14 protein-coding genes are annotated in these 16,214 nt (G+C 54.3%); 6 read left to right on the forward strand and 8 right to left on the reverse strand.

What is annotated here, in order from left to right; all coding sequences use genetic code 11:
• Window positions 1-46: 46 nt before the first annotated feature.
• Window positions 47-4,201, forward strand: coding sequence for an ATP-dependent helicase (locus DF283_RS03175; protein WP_303673260.1), 4,155 nt, complete (start codon window positions 47-49; stop codon window positions 4,199-4,201).
• Complete coding sequence (locus tag DF283_RS03180) at window positions 4,185-4,934, forward strand: PD-(D/E)XK nuclease family protein (protein ID WP_303673261.1); 750 nt, start codon at window positions 4,185-4,187, stop codon at window positions 4,932-4,934. Before DF283_RS03175 ends, DF283_RS03180 begins: the two co-directional genes overlap by 17 nt.
• A gap of 156 nt (window positions 4,935-5,090) precedes the next feature.
• Here DF283_RS03180 and ahcY read toward each other — a convergent pair whose 3' ends face one another.
• Window positions 5,091-6,356 (reverse strand): adenosylhomocysteinase, encoded by a 1,266-nt coding sequence (gene ahcY, locus DF283_RS03185; protein WP_303673541.1) that lies wholly within the window; start codon window positions 6,354-6,356, stop codon window positions 5,091-5,093.
• A 145-nt stretch (window positions 6,357-6,501) separates the two neighbouring features.
• A complete protein-coding gene (locus DF283_RS03190; protein ID WP_303673262.1) occupies window positions 6,502-7,065 on the reverse strand; it encodes a hypothetical protein in 564 nt (187 codons plus the stop codon).
• A gap of 333 nt (window positions 7,066-7,398) precedes the next feature.
• Between DF283_RS03190 and DF283_RS03195 the strand changes: the two genes are divergently transcribed.
• Window positions 7,399-7,800, forward strand: a complete 402-nt coding sequence (locus tag DF283_RS03195) for a hypothetical protein (protein WP_303673263.1) — start codon at window positions 7,399-7,401, stop codon at window positions 7,798-7,800.
• A 3-nt stretch (window positions 7,801-7,803) separates the two neighbouring features.
• Here the strand turns inward: DF283_RS03195 and DF283_RS03200 are convergent, their stop codons facing one another.
• Entirely contained in the window at window positions 7,804-8,457 is a 654-nt protein-coding gene (locus tag DF283_RS03200; RefSeq protein WP_303673264.1) for a hypothetical protein, read from the reverse strand.
• A 1,031-nt stretch (window positions 8,458-9,488) separates the two neighbouring features.
• On the opposite strand from DF283_RS03200, the gene DF283_RS03205 reads away from it, so the two are divergent.
• A complete protein-coding gene (locus tag DF283_RS03205; protein ID WP_303673265.1) occupies window positions 9,489-9,722 on the forward strand; it encodes a DUF294 nucleotidyltransferase-like/CBS domain-containing protein in 234 nt (77 codons plus the stop codon).
• 38 nt (window positions 9,723-9,760) lie between these two features.
• Here DF283_RS03205 and DF283_RS03210 read toward each other — a convergent pair whose 3' ends face one another.
• The 3 genes from DF283_RS03210 to rpe form a co-directional block, all read right to left on the reverse strand.
• Window positions 9,761-10,078 carry a hypothetical protein gene (locus DF283_RS03210; RefSeq protein WP_303673266.1) on the reverse strand — a complete coding sequence of 106 codons (318 nt, stop codon included), beginning with the start codon at window positions 10,076-10,078 and terminating at the stop codon, window positions 9,761-9,763.
• A 138-nt stretch (window positions 10,079-10,216) separates the two neighbouring features.
• Window positions 10,217-10,897 carry a hypothetical protein gene (locus DF283_RS03215; RefSeq protein WP_303673267.1) on the reverse strand — a complete coding sequence of 227 codons (681 nt, stop codon included), beginning with the start codon at window positions 10,895-10,897 and terminating at the stop codon, window positions 10,217-10,219.
• A 230-nt stretch (window positions 10,898-11,127) separates the two neighbouring features.
• Window positions 11,128-11,799 (reverse strand): ribulose-phosphate 3-epimerase, encoded by a 672-nt coding sequence (gene rpe / locus DF283_RS03220; protein ID WP_303673268.1) that lies wholly within the window; start codon window positions 11,797-11,799, stop codon window positions 11,128-11,130.
• Window positions 11,800-11,901: 102 nt separating this feature from the next.
• Between rpe and DF283_RS03225 the strand changes: the two genes are divergently transcribed.
• On the forward strand, window positions 11,902-12,600 hold the full coding sequence (locus DF283_RS03225) for a lysophospholipid acyltransferase family protein (RefSeq protein WP_303673269.1): 699 nt from the start codon (window positions 11,902-11,904) through the stop codon (window positions 12,598-12,600).
• A gap of 41 nt (window positions 12,601-12,641) precedes the next feature.
• On the forward strand, window positions 12,642-13,367 hold the full coding sequence (locus tag DF283_RS03230; protein WP_303673270.1) for a M14 family zinc carboxypeptidase: 726 nt from the start codon (window positions 12,642-12,644) through the stop codon (window positions 13,365-13,367).
• Between the two features lie 73 nt (window positions 13,368-13,440).
• Here DF283_RS03230 and DF283_RS03235 read toward each other — a convergent pair whose 3' ends face one another.
• Both DF283_RS03235 and DF283_RS03240 read right to left on the reverse strand, forming a co-directional pair.
• Window positions 13,441-14,550: a 30S ribosomal protein S1 gene (locus tag DF283_RS03235; protein WP_303673271.1), complete on the reverse strand. Its 1,110-nt coding sequence runs from the start codon at window positions 14,548-14,550 to the stop codon at window positions 13,441-13,443.
• 105 nt (window positions 14,551-14,655) lie between these two features.
• Window positions 14,656-15,645: a sigma-70 family RNA polymerase sigma factor gene (locus DF283_RS03240; protein ID WP_303673272.1), complete on the reverse strand. Its 990-nt coding sequence runs from the start codon at window positions 15,643-15,645 to the stop codon at window positions 14,656-14,658.
• Between the last annotated feature and the right edge of the window lie 569 nt (window positions 15,646-16,214).

Genomic DNA, 16,214 nt, shown 5'->3' on the forward strand with positions numbered 1-16,214 from the left:
TTTGGCGGGCTTGCAAGGGCAAGTCTCAAGGGCACGTCCGGAAGCGATGTTATACGTGGAAGGCCCGTTGGGCTCTGGTAAAACCGGTCGTCTGGTGGCGGAAACCAGTCGATTGCTGCAAACCGTCCCGGCGTCCTCGGTGCTGGTTCTCTGTAGCAACCATGCCCGTCAGCAAAAATTTATTGAGCGCCTTCTGGAATCCCGGAAGCAGGCGGTGGCCCAACTGCCCATTTACACCTACGCCGGTTTTGTGCGTAATACGTTGTTTAACTACTGGCCCCTGGTGGAGCAGGAAATCAGCCGCACCCTGAAAAAAGGCGCTGCGGTCATTCGCCCGGAATTATCCGGCCTGGAGGACAGCGAGCTGATTTTAAAATGGCTGCTGGCCCGCTTGCGCAAAGAGTCCGAGCAAAAGGGACAGGCCGTTTTCGAGAACTTTCCCGGCTCGGATCAGCATATTTTAAAGCAACTGGTGCGTCGCCTGCGCCTGCGCTCGGAGAATCTGCTTTCCCGCAAGGACATGCAGGAACGCTCTATCTTGATGAACGAGATGTGCCACCCGGAAGTGAGTTGGCTGGAACAGCAGTTTGATATTGAGAGTTACCTGTTGCGGGTGTTAGACCCCAACAAGCAGCTCGATATTTTCAACAGCCTGCTGAAGAAGGACAACGCCCTGTCCACTGGGCTGAAAGGCGAGATTCGGCATTTGATTGTGGATGATGTGGATGAAACCATTGTGGCCCAGCAGCGGCTCATTGAATTTTTAAGCCCGGAGCTGGAAACGCTGGTGTTGGCGGCGGATGTGGATGGCGGCTCCCGGCGGGGGTATTTAAACGCCTATCCTTATGACTGGAATGCCCTGAAAGCCTTGCGACCCGGGGAGACGGTGGTTTTAACCCGAGAGGACAGCGCTTATCAGGCCGGACAAGCCCTATTGGCCAACTGGAAGCGTACGGAAGGCTTTTTGCCCATGCCGCCCATGGTCAAGCTGGACGATGGCTTTATGACCCGGGTGGAGCTGCTGGAACAAGTGGTGGACGATGTTCTGGAAGCGCTGGAGGCGGGTTACAGTCCCGGCGATTTTTGTCTGGTACTGCCCAAAACGGATTTTCTGAGTTTTCATCAGTTGCACAGTCGCCTTAGTCAGCGAGGCATTCCGGTGCAGTTGTTGTCAGGCACCAAGCGCCCCAGCGATAATCCCAAGTGCAAAAGTTTTATTTCCCTGATTCAGTGGGCCAATGCCGCACAGTGGAATGTCTATCCTTCCCGGTGGGAAATTAAGACCATCCTGATGCAGGGTCTGGGTTTTCAGCATTTACCCGATATTTCCGGGGAGGGGCTGGATCAGTTGTCTCAAGCGGTGGGCGATTGGCTGGGCAGCAATTCGGAAGGCTTTTACCCCCTGCCGCCGCTGGAAGTGCTGCCTTTTGCCCTGAACGGCACTGCTTTATCCCGCTATGAATTGCTGGGGCAATGGTTGCAAAAGGCACCCGCCCTGGGGTTTGATCAACAGCTTTATTCGGCTTTTAAGGAATTGCTGGCCCCTTGTGCCACGGAGCGGGATGGCTACGCGGATTTGAACCGTATTATTCAGAGCTATTTACGGCAGCGGGAAATTTATAAAGGGCTGACCCGATCGGGGCAAGCGCCGGATACGGTGGCCGGTGAGGATTTTAACCGCTGGTGGCTGGAGCAGGTGAAAAGCGGCACTATGGCCGATACGCCTGAAATGCCGGAGGCCGTGCAGCCAGACGCCCTGATTATTGGCACGCCTCAAAAGATGATTGATTTGGAAATTTACCGCAAAGTGCAGTGCTGGCTGGATGTCAGTGCCCGGGAGTGGGCCCGCAGTGACAATGCTCCGCTGTATAACGCCTGGGTGCATTCGGCGGTGTGGGATGGCTCTAATACGGCCTTCAGCGAGGAATTTAACGAGGCGGTCATTCGCACTCGGGCGGGGCATATTACCCGTTCTCTCATGTTGTTGGCCACAGAAAAGATTTTGGCCTACGCCAGCGATCTGGACGATTTAGGGGGAACGCACATGGGCTTGTTAAAACCGCGCTTGCTGAATGTACCGGAACTCACGCAGGATTTGCAGGCGCTGGAGCGAGCGGTACTGCGGGCGGATCAGCAACCCATTCTGGCGTATCAGGCTGGCACCATGGCCATTAGTGCCGTTCCCGGTGCGGGCAAAACCTTTGTGAACGTGGAATTGCTGCTGGAGTTGATTCAGCGGGGCACACAACCCGATCGCATTCTGGTGCTGACCTATATGGACAGCGCCGCCAAAACCCTGCTGGGTCGCTTGAAAAAGAAGCTGGCCGGGGTGAGCAATCAGTTGCCGGTGGTGTCTACCATTCACAGTTTGGCCTTTCGCATTCTGGCGGAAAACGATCATGCCGTGCTGGCCGGATTTTTACCCGATGATATGACCATACTGGATGATTACGGGCGGGGCGAAATCCTCAGTAAAGTGGCCTTGCTCACCCAGCCGGAATCCACCAAAAATGTGATGGACTGGCAGCGGGCCATTGATCGGGGTATGAACCACTGCAAAATGTTTGGCATCACCGAAGCCGCCATTCAGAAACACATTGAGAGCCAGCCCGGTAATTTTCGGCTGGCGGAATTTTTGCCCGCCTTCAAGTTGTATAATCACGAACTGCACCACAGCGGCTCGCTGGATTTTACGGATTTAATCACCAGAGCCGTGGATATTTTACGGTGTTTTCCCGATATTCGGGAAAAATATCAGCGGCAATTTGCCTATATTATCGAGGATGAGGCCCAGGACTCTTCTCGCCTGTTGCAGGAATTTATCGCCCTATTGGGTGGTGAAAATCCCAATTTAATTCGCACTGGCGATACCAACCAATCCATCACCACCACCTTCAGTTCCGCCGATACTGCCGTGTTTCGGGATTTTGTCAAAACCGCGCACGTGCCGGTTCACATGGTTCAAAGCGGACGCTGCGCCCCAGAAATTATCGCCCTGGCCAATTTCTGGATGCGACAGGCCAGTCAGCTTCCGGGGCTGGAACAAGCCTTTGAGCCAGTGGATATGCAACCCGTACCCGGACAAAACCCGGCTTTGTTGTATGCCCCCGCCGCCGAATTGTTTGATCTGGACAAGATGGAAGAGAGCTGGCTGGTGGAGCGCATTCAGCAAATCCGCTCTGAAGAACCGGAAGCCGCCATTGCCGTTTTGGTGCGCACCAATTCGCAGGTTAACCGGGTCACCGGGTTGTTACACCAGGCCCAAATCCCGGCGGTCAGTTTGAGTGAGCAGTTGAACGTGAATCCGGTTTTTTCCTTCATCGTCTGCACCCTCAAGCTACTGGCCTCGCCTTCCGATTTAGCCCTGCAAAGTCAGTGGTATCAGTTGCAAGTGGAACGCTCTGGTTTGCCAGAGTCTCCTGCTCGCAAGGGCCTGATGGACAGCCAGCCCTTGCTGTATCAATCGCCGTTGAATTTGGATGATGAAACGCTGCGGCAGTGGTATTACGATTTTGTTGACTTCAGTCGGCAAGCGGCGGGAGGGAATGTCAGCGCCCTGGTGGCCCGCATCGTGGATCGGTTTTGCACGTCTGTGGCGGATCGCAGCAACGGATATTTGTGCGCCTTGATGGCTCAGGATATCTTGAACGCTTTTCAGCATTTGGTGCATTTATCGCCGTTGGAGATTGTGCTGCACCAGTTTGAGGCTTTTCAAAAATCCTGGCGGGGCAAGAAGGGCTTTGGCGAAGTATTGGCTCAAAACGCCAGTCAGGTGGTGCAGGTGATGAGCATGCACAAGTCCAAGGGGCAGGAATTTGACGTGGTGTTTATGCCCTTCTTGCAGGCGGAAACCTTTCCGCATGAGGTCGGTAGCATTCGCTTTGATGAAACGGATAAACTGGTTCAGGAGCTGGATCGCATTCACTTCAAGGGGCAAGGGCAATTGCTGGAAGAGCGTTATCAGGAAAATAAAAAGCGGGAAAAAATTGAAGAGGAAGCCCGATTAATTTATGTGGGCCTGACCCGGGCCAAGCGCGCTTTATACCTTTCAGCGCATTTGCAGACCATGACCCGCTATAACAAAATTCGGAAAGTTGAACCTGCCGCGGTTTTTCAAACCCTACACGCCAAATTGAATCCGCCGCTGAATAATGTGGTTCCGATTGGGGATGGGGAGGTTGAAAGTGCCCAGGCCACTTGAATTTACCCAGATTTCCTCCGATGCCTTTAAATCCTGGAGCCGATGCAAACGTCAGTTTTTTTACAAGCACGTTAAAAAAATGCAGTGGCCCAGCGATATTCAGCATTTTCGGCTGGGCCGGGACGTGCATAAATTGCTGGATTATCAGGCTCGGGGGCTGGATTGCAGCCTTCTACTGGAAAACGCCCCCATGGATGTGCGGGTGAGCTGGCAGAAGCTGATGGCGCATCCTGTGGCGCATTTACCGGTGATCGCCAACGAGTGGGCCTTTCACGTGCCCATGCCCACCAGCCAGGGATATACGGAGTGGTTGACCGGACGAATCGATCGGGTGGCTCGCCGGGAGGATACGGTGCTGGTGATCGACTGGAAAACCGGAACCGGGGTGCCACGCAATCCGGAAGTGGACTGGCAAACCCGCTTGTATTTGTTCGCCTTGGTGGAAGTGGCTCACACGCAATCCGCGGCGGATTTGAATTTGAACTGGCATGGGCCCCTTCAGCCGGAGCAGGTGCGGTTTGTATACGTGGAAGTGAAGGCCGATAATCACTCTCCGGTGCGGGAGGTGGTTCTGGATTACACTGCGGCCAAGCACGAGGCCACCCGGCAAACCCTGTCCGCCATTGTTTCGGCCATGGCGGTGGAAGAATCCTATGACTTGCCGGACAATCGTCAGTGCCCCGATAAGTTTTGTGCTTATCGAACCATTTGCGGTATCGATAGTTTAAATTAAGGAAAGCCTCGCCCCTATGAATTGGTGCCCCTATGAATTGCTCTCGGCGCTTTTGGAGACGGTGGTTTTGGCCTTCTCGGGCAGGGCTCAAATCTAAAGGCCCCCTTCTCGATGGAAAAGGAGGCCTTTGGTGTTTGTTTGCTGGAATCCTTGGGCTTATGTCCCAATGGTCCAGGAGTTCATGTATTCGGTCATTTCCGGGGTCAGGACATCGATGGATACGCCCATGGCCTTCAGCTTCAGGGTGGCGATATCGGTATCCACATGAGCCGGTAAAACATGGACGTTGTTGGAGAGTTTGCCCTTGTTTTTGACCAGATATTCGACAGCCAACGCTTGGTTAGCGAAGCTCATATCCATGACGCTGGCCGGGTGGCCCTCAGCGGCGGCCAGGTTGATCAAGCGGCCTTCGCCCAGCACCAGCACCCGACGTCCGTTGTTCAGGGTGAACTCTTCCATGAAGGGACGGATTTGTTCACGGCTTTTGGACATGGCGGCCAGGGATTCCAGGTTCAATTCCAAATCGAAATGACCGGAGTTGCAAACGATGGCTCCGTCTTTCATGGCTTCAAAGTGCTTTTTGTCGATGACGTGGCGGTTGCCGGTCACGGTCACGAACACATCGCCTTCTTTAGCGGCTTCTTGCATGGGCATCACCCGGAAGCCGTCCATGACCGCTTCGATGGCCCGAATGGGGTTGACTTCGGTGACGATGACGTTGGCGCCCAAGCCACGAGCCCGCATGGCGCAGCCTTTACCGCACCAGCCGTACCCGACCACCACCACGTTCTTACCTGCCAGCAGAATGTTGGTGGCTCGAATGACGCCATCCATGGTGCTTTGGCCGGTGCCGTAGCGGTTGTCAAAGAAGTGTTTGGTCTGGGCATCGTTCACGGCGATGGCGGGCCAGGGCAGCTTGCCGTCTTTTTCCATAGCCTGCAAGCGCACGATGCCAGTCGTGGTTTCCTCGGTGCTGCCAAGCATATCGCTAATCAGGTCGGGACGCTCTTTCACCAAAGTGGCCACCACGTCGGAGCCGTCATCGATGATGATTTGGGGCTTGTGATCCAGGGCGATGTTGACGTGCTTGGTGTAGGTTTCCACGGATTCGCCTTTGATGGCGTACACGGAAACGTTGTAATCGTGAACCAGCGATGCGGCCACGTCATCCTGGGTGCTGAGCGGGTTGGAGGCGATTAACACCGTCTCGGCGCCACCGGCTTGCAGGGCACGGGCCAGGTTGGCGGTTTCCTTGGTGATGTGACAGCAAGCGGACAGGCGGATTCCGGCAAAGGGCTTTTCTTTGGCAAAGCGCTCCCGGATTTGCGCCAGCACGGGCATGTCCCGATCGGCCCATTCAATTTGCTTTTTACCCTGAGCGGCCAGGGAAGGGTCTTTGATTTCGCAGGGAATTGCTGTCATCACGGCCATGGTAAACTCCTAAATTGATTGCGGTCATATCGTTTGCATCGTGACCTACGGGCTCACTTTACCAGAGAAGCAAGCCCAAGCCAAGCAGCCGACCGATGCCCCCTGCCGGGTTCAGACGTTCTGGCTGGAACCCGATTTAATCTTCTTCCAGATCCTTTGACAGGGCCGCTCGGGTGTCCATCAGGCGTTTCAATTCCTCGATGGCGTTCACGGCTTTTAACAAGCGCACCCGTAGGATTTCATCGTCTTCCATCTGTTCCTTGGCCCCGCCCCGGTGTACCTTGCGGAAACGGTTTGAAACCCGCCAGTATTCCGTGGCCGCTTCCAGATTGGTTAGGGCCTCCTGAATCAGCCGATAACTTTGAAATTGGTCTTCACCGAGCTGGAAGGTGCTTTTAAACCGCAGGTTGGCCAGACTGACCTTTTGGCAAATGGCCCCCAGTTGTTGCAGGGAAATATCCTGACCTGCCGTGTTGATTTTTTGATTGACCCTGAGCAGTTCCTGGCTCATGGAGGCTGCTTTGTCCAGATAGCGCCGGTAGATATCTCTGGCCCGGATTTCCTGCCCGGCTACCACGGAGGCCTCTCCCACCAGTCCCTGACTGACCAAAGTGTCCAGTTTGTCCAAATCCTGCTTGAGTTGGGCCAGTTCGGCATCGCTGCTGATGCGGGCCTTGGCGGTCATTGTTTTTTGAGCCACTGCCCACCCGGTGAATAGGCAAAGCAACAGGGATAAAAATATAATGATCCCGGTACATTTTTTTAGCCGTAACTGCCGCAGACTCATCATTTCTTGTGATTCACCGTTTTATGCTCTCACTGGATTAGCCGTTAACCCATCAAACCTTGTCGCTTCCTTTTGAACGGTCGGCTGGCATCCTGGTACTTTATTTTACGCCAATCGGACCGGCGTCAGGGGGGCTTGGCCTTGCACTGAGCAATTCCGTGCATTTGATTGTTTTTATATTTAAATAATGCATCGATTCAAGCCCATTTTTCAATACGGGAAAAGACGGGTTTGGAAGGAGTTCGTATGCCTGACGTTGACCGCAACTGGTTGTACTTGGCCCACAATCGCACCGGCCTGCTGATTAAAAGCGGGAATCGGCTGCTGGCGGCAGTTTTGTTACTGGGGGGGCTGTTTGCGTTTGGCTGTACGGGTTTTCTAAACTTTATGCAAAAACCGGAACACAGCTTGCAGCTTCAGGGTTTTCTGTTCAATCAGGCCGAGTTCGCTCAGGCGGAGCAAGGCCAGGCAGGGCTTCAAGGACTTCGGAAGTCCCCGGTGCCCAAAGCGCTGGACCCCAATTGGGATGGCGCTGTTGCCGGAGCCAGTCTGGGAGCGTCCGCAGGACAGAGCATCCCAATGGTTGGTTGGATTGTAGGCCCGTTGGTGGGCGCCGCTGTCGGCTATCATCTGGATGCGCGGATTTAGGGCCTAGTCGTATCCTTCCGGGCGCTGGTGATTGTCCTCGTGCGCGTCTGGATCATCGCTTTCCTGCTGACCCGCTGAAGGCATGATGGTTGCTGGTGCAGTGGTGGGAATGGCGCTGGGCACAAAGCCAGCCGGAAAGGCTCTGAAGTCTTGTCCATCAATGGTGTCCAAATCCAGTATGCCTCCGGTCAGGCGCTTTAGCTGCTCGGTGCGATCGGTCAGTTCGTAATAAAAGCGGTAAGGCTGGGTGGGCCGCTGGATGCGAAACCCCAGGATTTCATTGACCTCCTTGTCACCGTCAAACACGTACGTCCCCTTCAGGCAGCGGCCGCCTTCAGTCATTTGCAACTGAACATTGGCCCCGTACAACTGCCCGGGATCTTCCCCCAGCCTGCCCTGTAGCAGGGGGCCGGTCTGGGTGCCCCGAATGTAGCCAGAAGCGCTACCGGGGCCCTCCACCCAGCTGGGCCCAAATTGCACCAGCCGCAGTAACCCGAAGGTGGTTTGCCAGTACCCGGCAAATTTGTCCCCCGGTATGCTGGCGTTGGAGCCTGCCATGCCGCATAATTCGGCTTGTGCGGGGGGAACCTGGCTGTTCAGAAACAAAAGTCCAGCCGCCAACAGGGTAAAAGCCTTTCCGCATACTGTTCGATTCATGGTGACATTCACTTCCTCCGCCAACTCCTAAACCCAATACTTTTTATTCAATATTACAAGGATTTAGGCATCCGGACACAAGGGAACTGCCCCATCCAGGATTTCTAGGCCGATCACTGTAGATCTCCGGTCGATGGGAAATTTAAATCGGTTGGTCGATGATGAGGGTCGGTTATTTGGTTAGTATGAAACGGTGTAGGCGGTTTCCCCAAGGGGAGTCCAGTAGGTAGTTGTACGCATGATGAATCTGAACGAAGAGTGCCTCTTGCAATTTCTCCAGAATGAGGCCAGCGGGGCCGCCCAAGAGCAACAGCAGCGGGGAAACAGACTGGAAGGTCCTCCGGGCAAGGCCGTACCCGCTCTCCTTCGGCGAAGCCCGCATGCCTCGTTGCCGCCGTTTTTGTCGTCAGGACTTGTGAACCATCCCTCTGTTTATCCCGGAACGCTGCCATAACGCAGCCTGAGAGGGGCGCAGGCCGATTTGTTAAGAATTGTTTCTGTTTTAGGGGTTTTTTCTGGAAAATGAGGGGTTTTTGAAGGGTGAAAGCCTTGGGGGACGGGCTTTAAGGTCGAAAATTAAAGTTTTTGGCGCTCTTGTCTATATTAATAACATAAGATTTCGCTCCGTACTTGCACTTCGATTCTCCTCCTTCTGACTTTCAAAGATTCACTTCAACTTGCACTTACAGTTAACTCCTCATAGCGCGCACAACGCCATTTTTTGGGTTGTGCTTTTTTCTTTTTCAGGGCAGCCTTCCCTGATTGAACGCCTGTTGCTGAGCAGTGGGGCTGATTCTGCCTGTTTGGGTAATAGACTTTCGGGCGGATAATCCATACAGTCTTATGTATTCGCTTTAACCACCTATTTTCTTGTTTTCATCCACAAGTAAACCCAGCCGCCTGACGCCAAAGGCTCTGTGAGCTGACGCTTCGGCTTTGTGCCGGTTAATGGGCCGGTGCAAATTTCATCAGGCTGCGAACCGGTTCAGTTGTAACTTTCAACGGCATCGCAACGGGAGACAATTACGGCCATGGCATTGCGCACTGCATCCCCACACCATCATTCGGAGACTTTCTTTGTGTCCGCCAACGATTACGCCTTTGAAGCCCTGCGCCTGATGCGCCTGTACCGGCTGGATTCAATGCCCGTACTGGAAGGGCAGCAATGGTTGGGCTGCGTTTTTGAACAGGATATGCGGAACGCCCCCTCCGGCACCCTGAAAGAACAGGACGTGAAGGCCTTTGTCAGGGCCTGCCGCTGCTAGCGACTGTCCTTGTTAGATTGATGAGCGCCGGTTTATGGCTAGGCATCATACTGGCACTGAAAGTCGGAGGCCCGTACTTCATGCACCCAACGGCTGAATTGCCAGTGATCGTAGCTGCGGCAGTACAGGGTGAGTGATCGCAGGAGTTCGCGTCCGGTTTTGCTGGTGCCTTCAAATAAAAATTGGCCGTTGTATTCGCTCATAGCAATTTCGGTGTGGATAACCCGCCCCACCTGATCACCTGGTGCTGGCGGCAAGAGTAGGATGCTGGTCAGCCATTCCATCAGAATGCGCTCCGGCGGTTTGTCCGGGATGGTATTGGCTTTTAAGTGCGTACTGAACGCTTCCAGAATCAAGGGAAACAGAACCTTTGCGCTTTGGGGATCCTCAAAATAGGGTCATCAAAAAGGATGCACTGGCCTATTCTATCAGCCTATTCTATCAAATGTGCCGCAAAGCATATCCCACCACATTGTGGATTGACAATACCGGGGCTACTGAAAGTCCGTTTCATACAGCCATTTTTTATAATAAAACTTGAGGACTGGGCGACGGTTCTCCCAAGCCACCCAGGCCAGGGCCCGCCGGGGGATTTTCGCATCCCGGGGCGGTTTGTAGGGCGTCATGCGATGCACGGGCACCACGCCCAGCACTTTGCCCTGTCGGATGATCACAAAGCTCTGGTAAAAGGCCACGCGCTTACTGAGGCTGGCCGGTCGATCGCCGGGCTGCGATGGGGCAGAGCTGTTTTCTGTGGGCGTTTGCAGGCTACCCATCGTAACCAGCGGAGAGCCGTCGTTAGCGTCTCCCGGTTTGATGAGGTAGTAGCCCTTGGGGAGGATGAAATTTTGATAGCGCAAGGCTTGTTCCACCCGGGCTAAGGCGTAGGGCACGTAATCCCGGTTTTTGCGCTTGTCGAAGTAGTCGTGCAGCTCCTCCGGGTCAACGTTGGCATGGTCCCGAGGATCGGCCTTCCAGAATTTTTGGGGCGGATCGGTACCGGCCTGACCATCACTGCGGCCCGTGTCCTCGAAAATATCGTTGCCATAGCCGGAGCGGCCCTGCGTCCAGTCCCCATCCCAGGCCCACCCGACTGTGACCGTCAGGAGGGAGGTCAGCACCAGCCCCACCAGTAGGCTTGCCAGGCGATTGGTATTCTGTCGCGGTGTGGCCATTCAGACTCCGTGAACGCGGGTTGTTTTTCACTGTAATCCGTTTCGGCCCAGAATCCATGAACTTTGATCCAGATGCTTTGATCCAGAAACGGGCAGGCCATCCTGAAAAATGAAGCGTTCCTGCGGGCAGTGGATTCCCCCCTGCGTGGGAATGACAGGACGGCTCCAAGCGAAAGATGAGGGTGCGCTGCGTTAGATTGAATAGAACCCTGGCGTCGTCAATGGCCTGATTACCCCTTCAGGGCCTGAATTGTGGCGGCCATATCCTCGGCTTTAAATACGGCGGAACCGGCCACAATCACGTTGGCCCCGGCGGATCGCACTTCAGCGGCGTTTTTAGGTGAAACCCCACCATCCACCTCCAGAAAAATCGGCCGATCGGCGATCAGCGTTTTTACCTGGGCCAGCTTCTTCAGGCTTTGGGGTATAAAGCTCTGTCCCCCAAAACCGGGATTAACCGACATCACCAGCACCAAATCCAGGGCGTCCAGCACGTTTTCGATAGCGGAAACGGGCGTGGCCGGGTTCAGGGAAACCCCCGCCTTACAGCCCAGCCGACGAATTTCGCTCAGGGTGCGGTGCAAGTGCGGGCAGGCTTCCGCATGCACGGTAATGATATCGGCCCCGGCATCCCGGAAGTCGGCCAAATAGCGGTCGGGTTGCTCAATCATCAGATGCACGTCAAACGGCAGGGCGCTGTGCTTGCGCAAGGCTTTGATAATCGGTGGGCCAAGGGTCAGGTTGGGCACAAACATGCCGTCCATTACATCCACGTGAATCCAGTCGGCCTGAGCCGCTTCCAGCCGGTGCAGTTCCTCTCCCAGCCGGGCAAAATCCGCCGAGAGAATGGAGGGGGCCACCAACGTCGGATGGGCTTGATAGCGGGGGCTGACTGCGCTCATGGGGGAAGCACTCCTTGAGAGGACACAACGGTACGAAGCAACTTTCTCATCTAATCACAAATAGGCTATGATGGGACAGGTTCCGGTTAATGGCGTGAAGCGATGGGCATAAAACTCAAAAACAGCCGCATTCTCAAGATCCTGTTGTCTCAGGTGGCAGGCCAGCCCTTGCGCTGGATTCGGGCCTCCTGGCGGCTAGAAGGCGTGGAAAGCGATCCGCAAGCCCAGACCATTCTGGACTCCGGCAAACCGGTGATTTATGCCCTGTGGCACGGGCGTATGTACTGCCTGTTCAAAGCCGTGCCGCTCGAAAAAGTGGCCATTTTGGTCAGCCCCAGTAACGATGGAGAATTTATCACCCGGTTGGCCCGCACCATTGGCTTTCGGCATTTTGTGCGGGGATCTCACAAACGGGGCGGCACGCAGGCTATTTTAGGATTGCGAAAAGCCCTGCTGGAAGATGATCTCTCCATTGCCTTTACCGTGGATGGCCCTCGGGGCCCTCGCTACAAAGTCAAACCGGGAATTATTCGTCTGGCCAGCCAGACCGGTGCGCCTATCATTCCGCTGGGTTCGGCCACCGAATGGCTGTTGAGCAAGTTTGATCGGGCATGGGACCATTATCACGCCCCCATGCCCTTTACCAAAATGCGCCTGATGTATGGCAAGCCCCTGCAGGTGCCCGAAGCCCTCTCGGACGAGCAGATTCAGGCCTATTGCACGGAGTTGGAGTCGGAATTGCTGCGGGTGAATTTAGCGGCTGACAGCCAGTATGGCTTTCATCATCAGGAACGTCTTTAGGGACGTGTCTCCAAACGGCGTTTCTCCCTTAAAATAATAGTATGAGTGTTCTGCTTCCCTCCCATCGCCAGATTCTGGCCCATTCGGTGCAAAACCGGCCTATTGAAGGCGTGTTTTTCGGCCCTCCACAGCCGGAGCGTCTGAATACCCTGATCGTGGGTGTTTTTCATGGAGATGAAACCATTAGTGGGGCGTTGGTGACTCATTTCGTGGAACAGTTGCAAGCCGGGCAGTTTGCGGGAGAACCCATCGATTTTAGGGCCCGGCCCACCCTCATCATTCCGGTACTCAACTCGGATGGGCTGGCCGCTGGCACTCGGGTAAACGCCAATGGCGTGGACTTGAACCGTAACTATCCCACTCCGGACTGGGCGGAGGACAACCGAGATACGCCTTATTATTCGGGCTTGGCGGCGGCCAGTGAGCCGGAAACCCGCCTGATGATTGAATTGATTGAACGTTACCAGCCTCAAAAAATCCTGACCGTCCATTCTCCCTATAAAGTGCTGAACTTTGACGGCCCTGCTCGAGCGTTTGCCGAGGCCATGTCTGAGGAGTCCGGGTATGCGGTGGTTGAGAGTATCGGTTACCCCACGCCGGGTTCCTTTGGCACCTATGCCGGTGTGATTCGGCAAATTCCGGTGGTGACTCTGGAACTGCCGCCCGGCCTGGATGAGCCCTTTGATCCGGAACTCCCCCCGGCGGAATCGCTGGAGCAAGTGTGGGCGGCCAATCGCACTTCGCTGGAAGTAGCGATTCGGTTTTAAGTTTTTAAAAAATCATCATTAAAAAAGCCCTGCTTTAACACAGGGCTTTTAAGTTTTGAGCTGATGTCAGCGCTTATTCTGCGTTGGCAGTGGCCGGAGCGTGGAAGCTCAAGCTGATACGCCGCTCGTCCGGGCTGAATTTGATGATGTAGGTTTTAATGGTTTGACCCACATCCAGCTTCACGTTGTTGCGATGCTCGTATTCGGCAATGTCTTTGCTGGGCAACAGGGCTTCCACACCGGGATACACTTCCACGAAAGCGCCGAAGTGCTTCATGCGGGTAATGGTGCCTTCCACTTCATCGCCCATGCCCAGTTCCTTGGTGACTTCGTTCCAGGGATCGGCATGCTGGCCTTTGATGGAGAGGCTGACCCGTTGCTTGTCATGATCGATGCCAATGACTTCCACCTGAATCTTGTCGCCGATGCTGAGGATGTCGGAGGGATGCTCCACCCAGCGCCAGGACATTTGAGACAGGGGCAGCAAGCCATCCACACCACCCAAATCGACGAATGCGCCGAAGTCGGTAAGGCGGACCACTTCGCCCTGCACCAAAGCGCCTTCATGCAGCTTGGAGAACAGGTCCTTGCGCTGCTCGGCCATTTGCTCGGCCATCATCTTGCGGTGAGACAGGATGATGTTGTTGCGTTGACGATCCAGGTTGATAATTTTCGCGGGCAACTCGTTGCCCACTAATTCTTCCAGTTGCTGACGAACCCGCAGGTGGCTGGAAGGAATGAAGCCACGCAGGCCCATCACATCGACCAGTAAACCACCCTTGACCACGGCGGTGACTTTGCACTGCACCACGGTGTCGTTGTTCATCAACTCTTCCAGGGTGTTCCAGTTTTGGGCGGTTTGTACCCGACGCAGGGACAGGGTCAGCTGACCGTCTTCGTCTTCCTCAAAGAGGATGTAAAAATCAAAATCTTCGCCCGGTTTTACCACGGATTGGGCAGTGGCATAAGGCGAGGCAACTTCTTTATTCGGCAGGAACGCAGCGGTTTTTGCACCAATATCAACCAGGGCGCCGCTGGATTCCAAGGCGATAATCGTCCCCCGAACGATCTCACCGCGCTTAAAGGCATAGTCATATTGCTGCAGTAACTTTTCAAACTCAAGTTTTTCAGGCGTCTGCATTTCCTCATCCCCAAGGGAGGGATTGATTTTACGGGGGGACATAGGGTGAGATACCTCCAACAGAAACAAAAATAGAAGGGCTGGACTATAGCAGAGCATAGCCCAACCAATGAATTATATCAATAATATCACGGGAAACCGAACTGTCTAATCGATTAATTGTTGTAAAAATGACGACGAACGAAGTTTGCGAATCGCTCGCAATTCCGTTTGACGAATACACTCCCGGGTTACCCCATAATGGCGTCCTATTTCCTCAAGGGTCAGGCGTTCGGGCGTCTTGAGGAGGGTGGTTTTCTGACTGGCTTCGATGCCAAAACGTTTAAATAAGATATCACGTTCTCGGTCATCCAGGTGACTGTGCAAGGCCATTCTCAATAATTGTAAAGATTTATCTCGGTGCAATTTTTGTTCCGGTTCAGGCCAGCGATCATCCTCAATGGTTTCGCCCAACGGTTGGGTGTTGCCGTCCTTCAAGGTTAACTCGGATTCCAGGCTCATCATGCGGCCAGAGGCCCGGGTGAGCTGCTGGATTTTCCGCAGGGAAACACCCAGATGGGCGGCCAGTTCAGCATCCGTAGCCGGGCGATCCAGCTTGTCCTTCAGGGTTTGCCTGGCTTGGCGCAGTTTGATGACGCTGTCCATAACGTGTCCTGGCAGGCGGATGGGGCGATCCTGCTCGGAAAAGGCCTTGAACACCGATTGCTTGATCCACCAGGTGGCATAGGTGGAAAATCGGTATCCCAAGCGGTAGTTGAATTTTTCAATGGCCTTCATCAGCCCTAAATTTCCTTCCTGCACCAGATCCATAAAACTGACGCCACGGCCTCCGTAGCGTTTGGCGATGCTGATGACCAGCCGCAGGTTGGCCTGGGCCAGTTTTTGCTTGGCTAACTTGTCCCCCTGGGAGACGCGCTTGGCCAGTTCTAACTCTTCGGTCTTGTTCAGCAGGCTGGATTGCTGGGTCATGTGGCGAAGGTACCAGGCGGTGGTGTCTTCTCCGGATTCCTGTATTCCGTAGGGCCTGTCGCTGGCTTCTAAGGCATTATTGGCGTCATTTTCGCTCAGCGCCAGGCTCATGTCGTCATCTTCCAAATCGCTGTGCAGAGGAACGAAAGCATTGACCGGGTTTGCCATAGGTTCACCCTCCTGTGTTTTCGTGTGGGATGGCTCAAAGCGGGATTTCAACTTGCGGTTTGATATGGGGTCGGGTTCGGGGAGATTATCGGATGGTAACAATCCGGGGTGGTCGCCGTTTGGGGCGGTAAAAAAAAGAGCCTTGTCAAATGGCAAGGCTTTCCCTTCTAGCATGTAGTTTTGAGAGGAGTGCGAGAGTTAGGTTTAAAAACGGGCGCTTCCTGTTCGCGGAGAACAGGACGTGTTGACTGCGACCACAGGCTGAATGCTCAGCCATCGGCAGCAAAATACGGGTTGCTTTGGGTAGTGCGTCAAACCGGGAGGCCAATCGGCAATGGATCAACAACCTGAGAACTGAATCATTGTCCCGGATTCTGTCTGTTTCCCTGTGTTTACCGGTGCTGTTTGCGTTCTGCGGGGCTTCTTGCAATGGGGTGCGGGCTGTTTATTTCCGGTAGGGGGGCGTTTGTATATTTAAATGTTATTCCACTTGTATATACTTTTCAATCCTGAAATTGCCTTTTTGTAATTTTTCTTTACAAAAGGCTTGAAGAGTGGTGCGATTGGGT

It is taken from the genome of Vampirovibrio chlorellavorus, from assembly GCF_003149375.1.
Lineage (GTDB): Bacteria > Cyanobacteriota > Vampirovibrionia > Vampirovibrionales > Vampirovibrionaceae > Vampirovibrio > Vampirovibrio chlorellavorus_B.

Excerpts from the sequence above, each read along its gene's own strand:
- DF283_RS03175 (WP_303673260.1), top strand. The coding sequence starts at position 47 with ATGTTATACGTGGAAGGCCCGTTGGGCTCTGGTAAAACCGGTCGTCTG.
- ahcY (WP_303673541.1), bottom strand. The coding sequence starts at position 6,356 with ATGACAGCAATTCCCTGCGAAATCAAAGACCCTTCCCTGGCCGCTCAG.
- DF283_RS03195 (WP_303673263.1), top strand. The coding sequence starts at position 7,399 with ATGCCTGACGTTGACCGCAACTGGTTGTACTTGGCCCACAATCGCACC.
- DF283_RS03200 (WP_303673264.1), bottom strand. The coding sequence starts at position 8,457 with ATGAATCGAACAGTATGCGGAAAGGCTTTTACCCTGTTGGCGGCTGGA.
- DF283_RS03205 (WP_303673265.1), top strand. The coding sequence starts at position 9,489 with ATGGCATTGCGCACTGCATCCCCACACCATCATTCGGAGACTTTCTTT.
- DF283_RS03215 (WP_303673267.1), bottom strand. The coding sequence starts at position 10,897 with ATGGCCACACCGCGACAGAATACCAATCGCCTGGCAAGCCTACTGGTG.
- rpe (WP_303673268.1), bottom strand. The coding sequence starts at position 11,799 with ATGAGCGCAGTCAGCCCCCGCTATCAAGCCCATCCGACGTTGGTGGCC.
- DF283_RS03225 (WP_303673269.1), top strand. The coding sequence starts at position 11,902 with ATGGGCATAAAACTCAAAAACAGCCGCATTCTCAAGATCCTGTTGTCT.
- DF283_RS03230 (WP_303673270.1), top strand. The coding sequence starts at position 12,642 with ATGAGTGTTCTGCTTCCCTCCCATCGCCAGATTCTGGCCCATTCGGTG.
- DF283_RS03235 (WP_303673271.1), bottom strand. The coding sequence starts at position 14,550 with ATGTCCCCCCGTAAAATCAATCCCTCCCTTGGGGATGAGGAAATGCAG.
- DF283_RS03240 (WP_303673272.1), bottom strand. The coding sequence starts at position 15,645 with ATGGCAAACCCGGTCAATGCTTTCGTTCCTCTGCACAGCGATTTGGAA.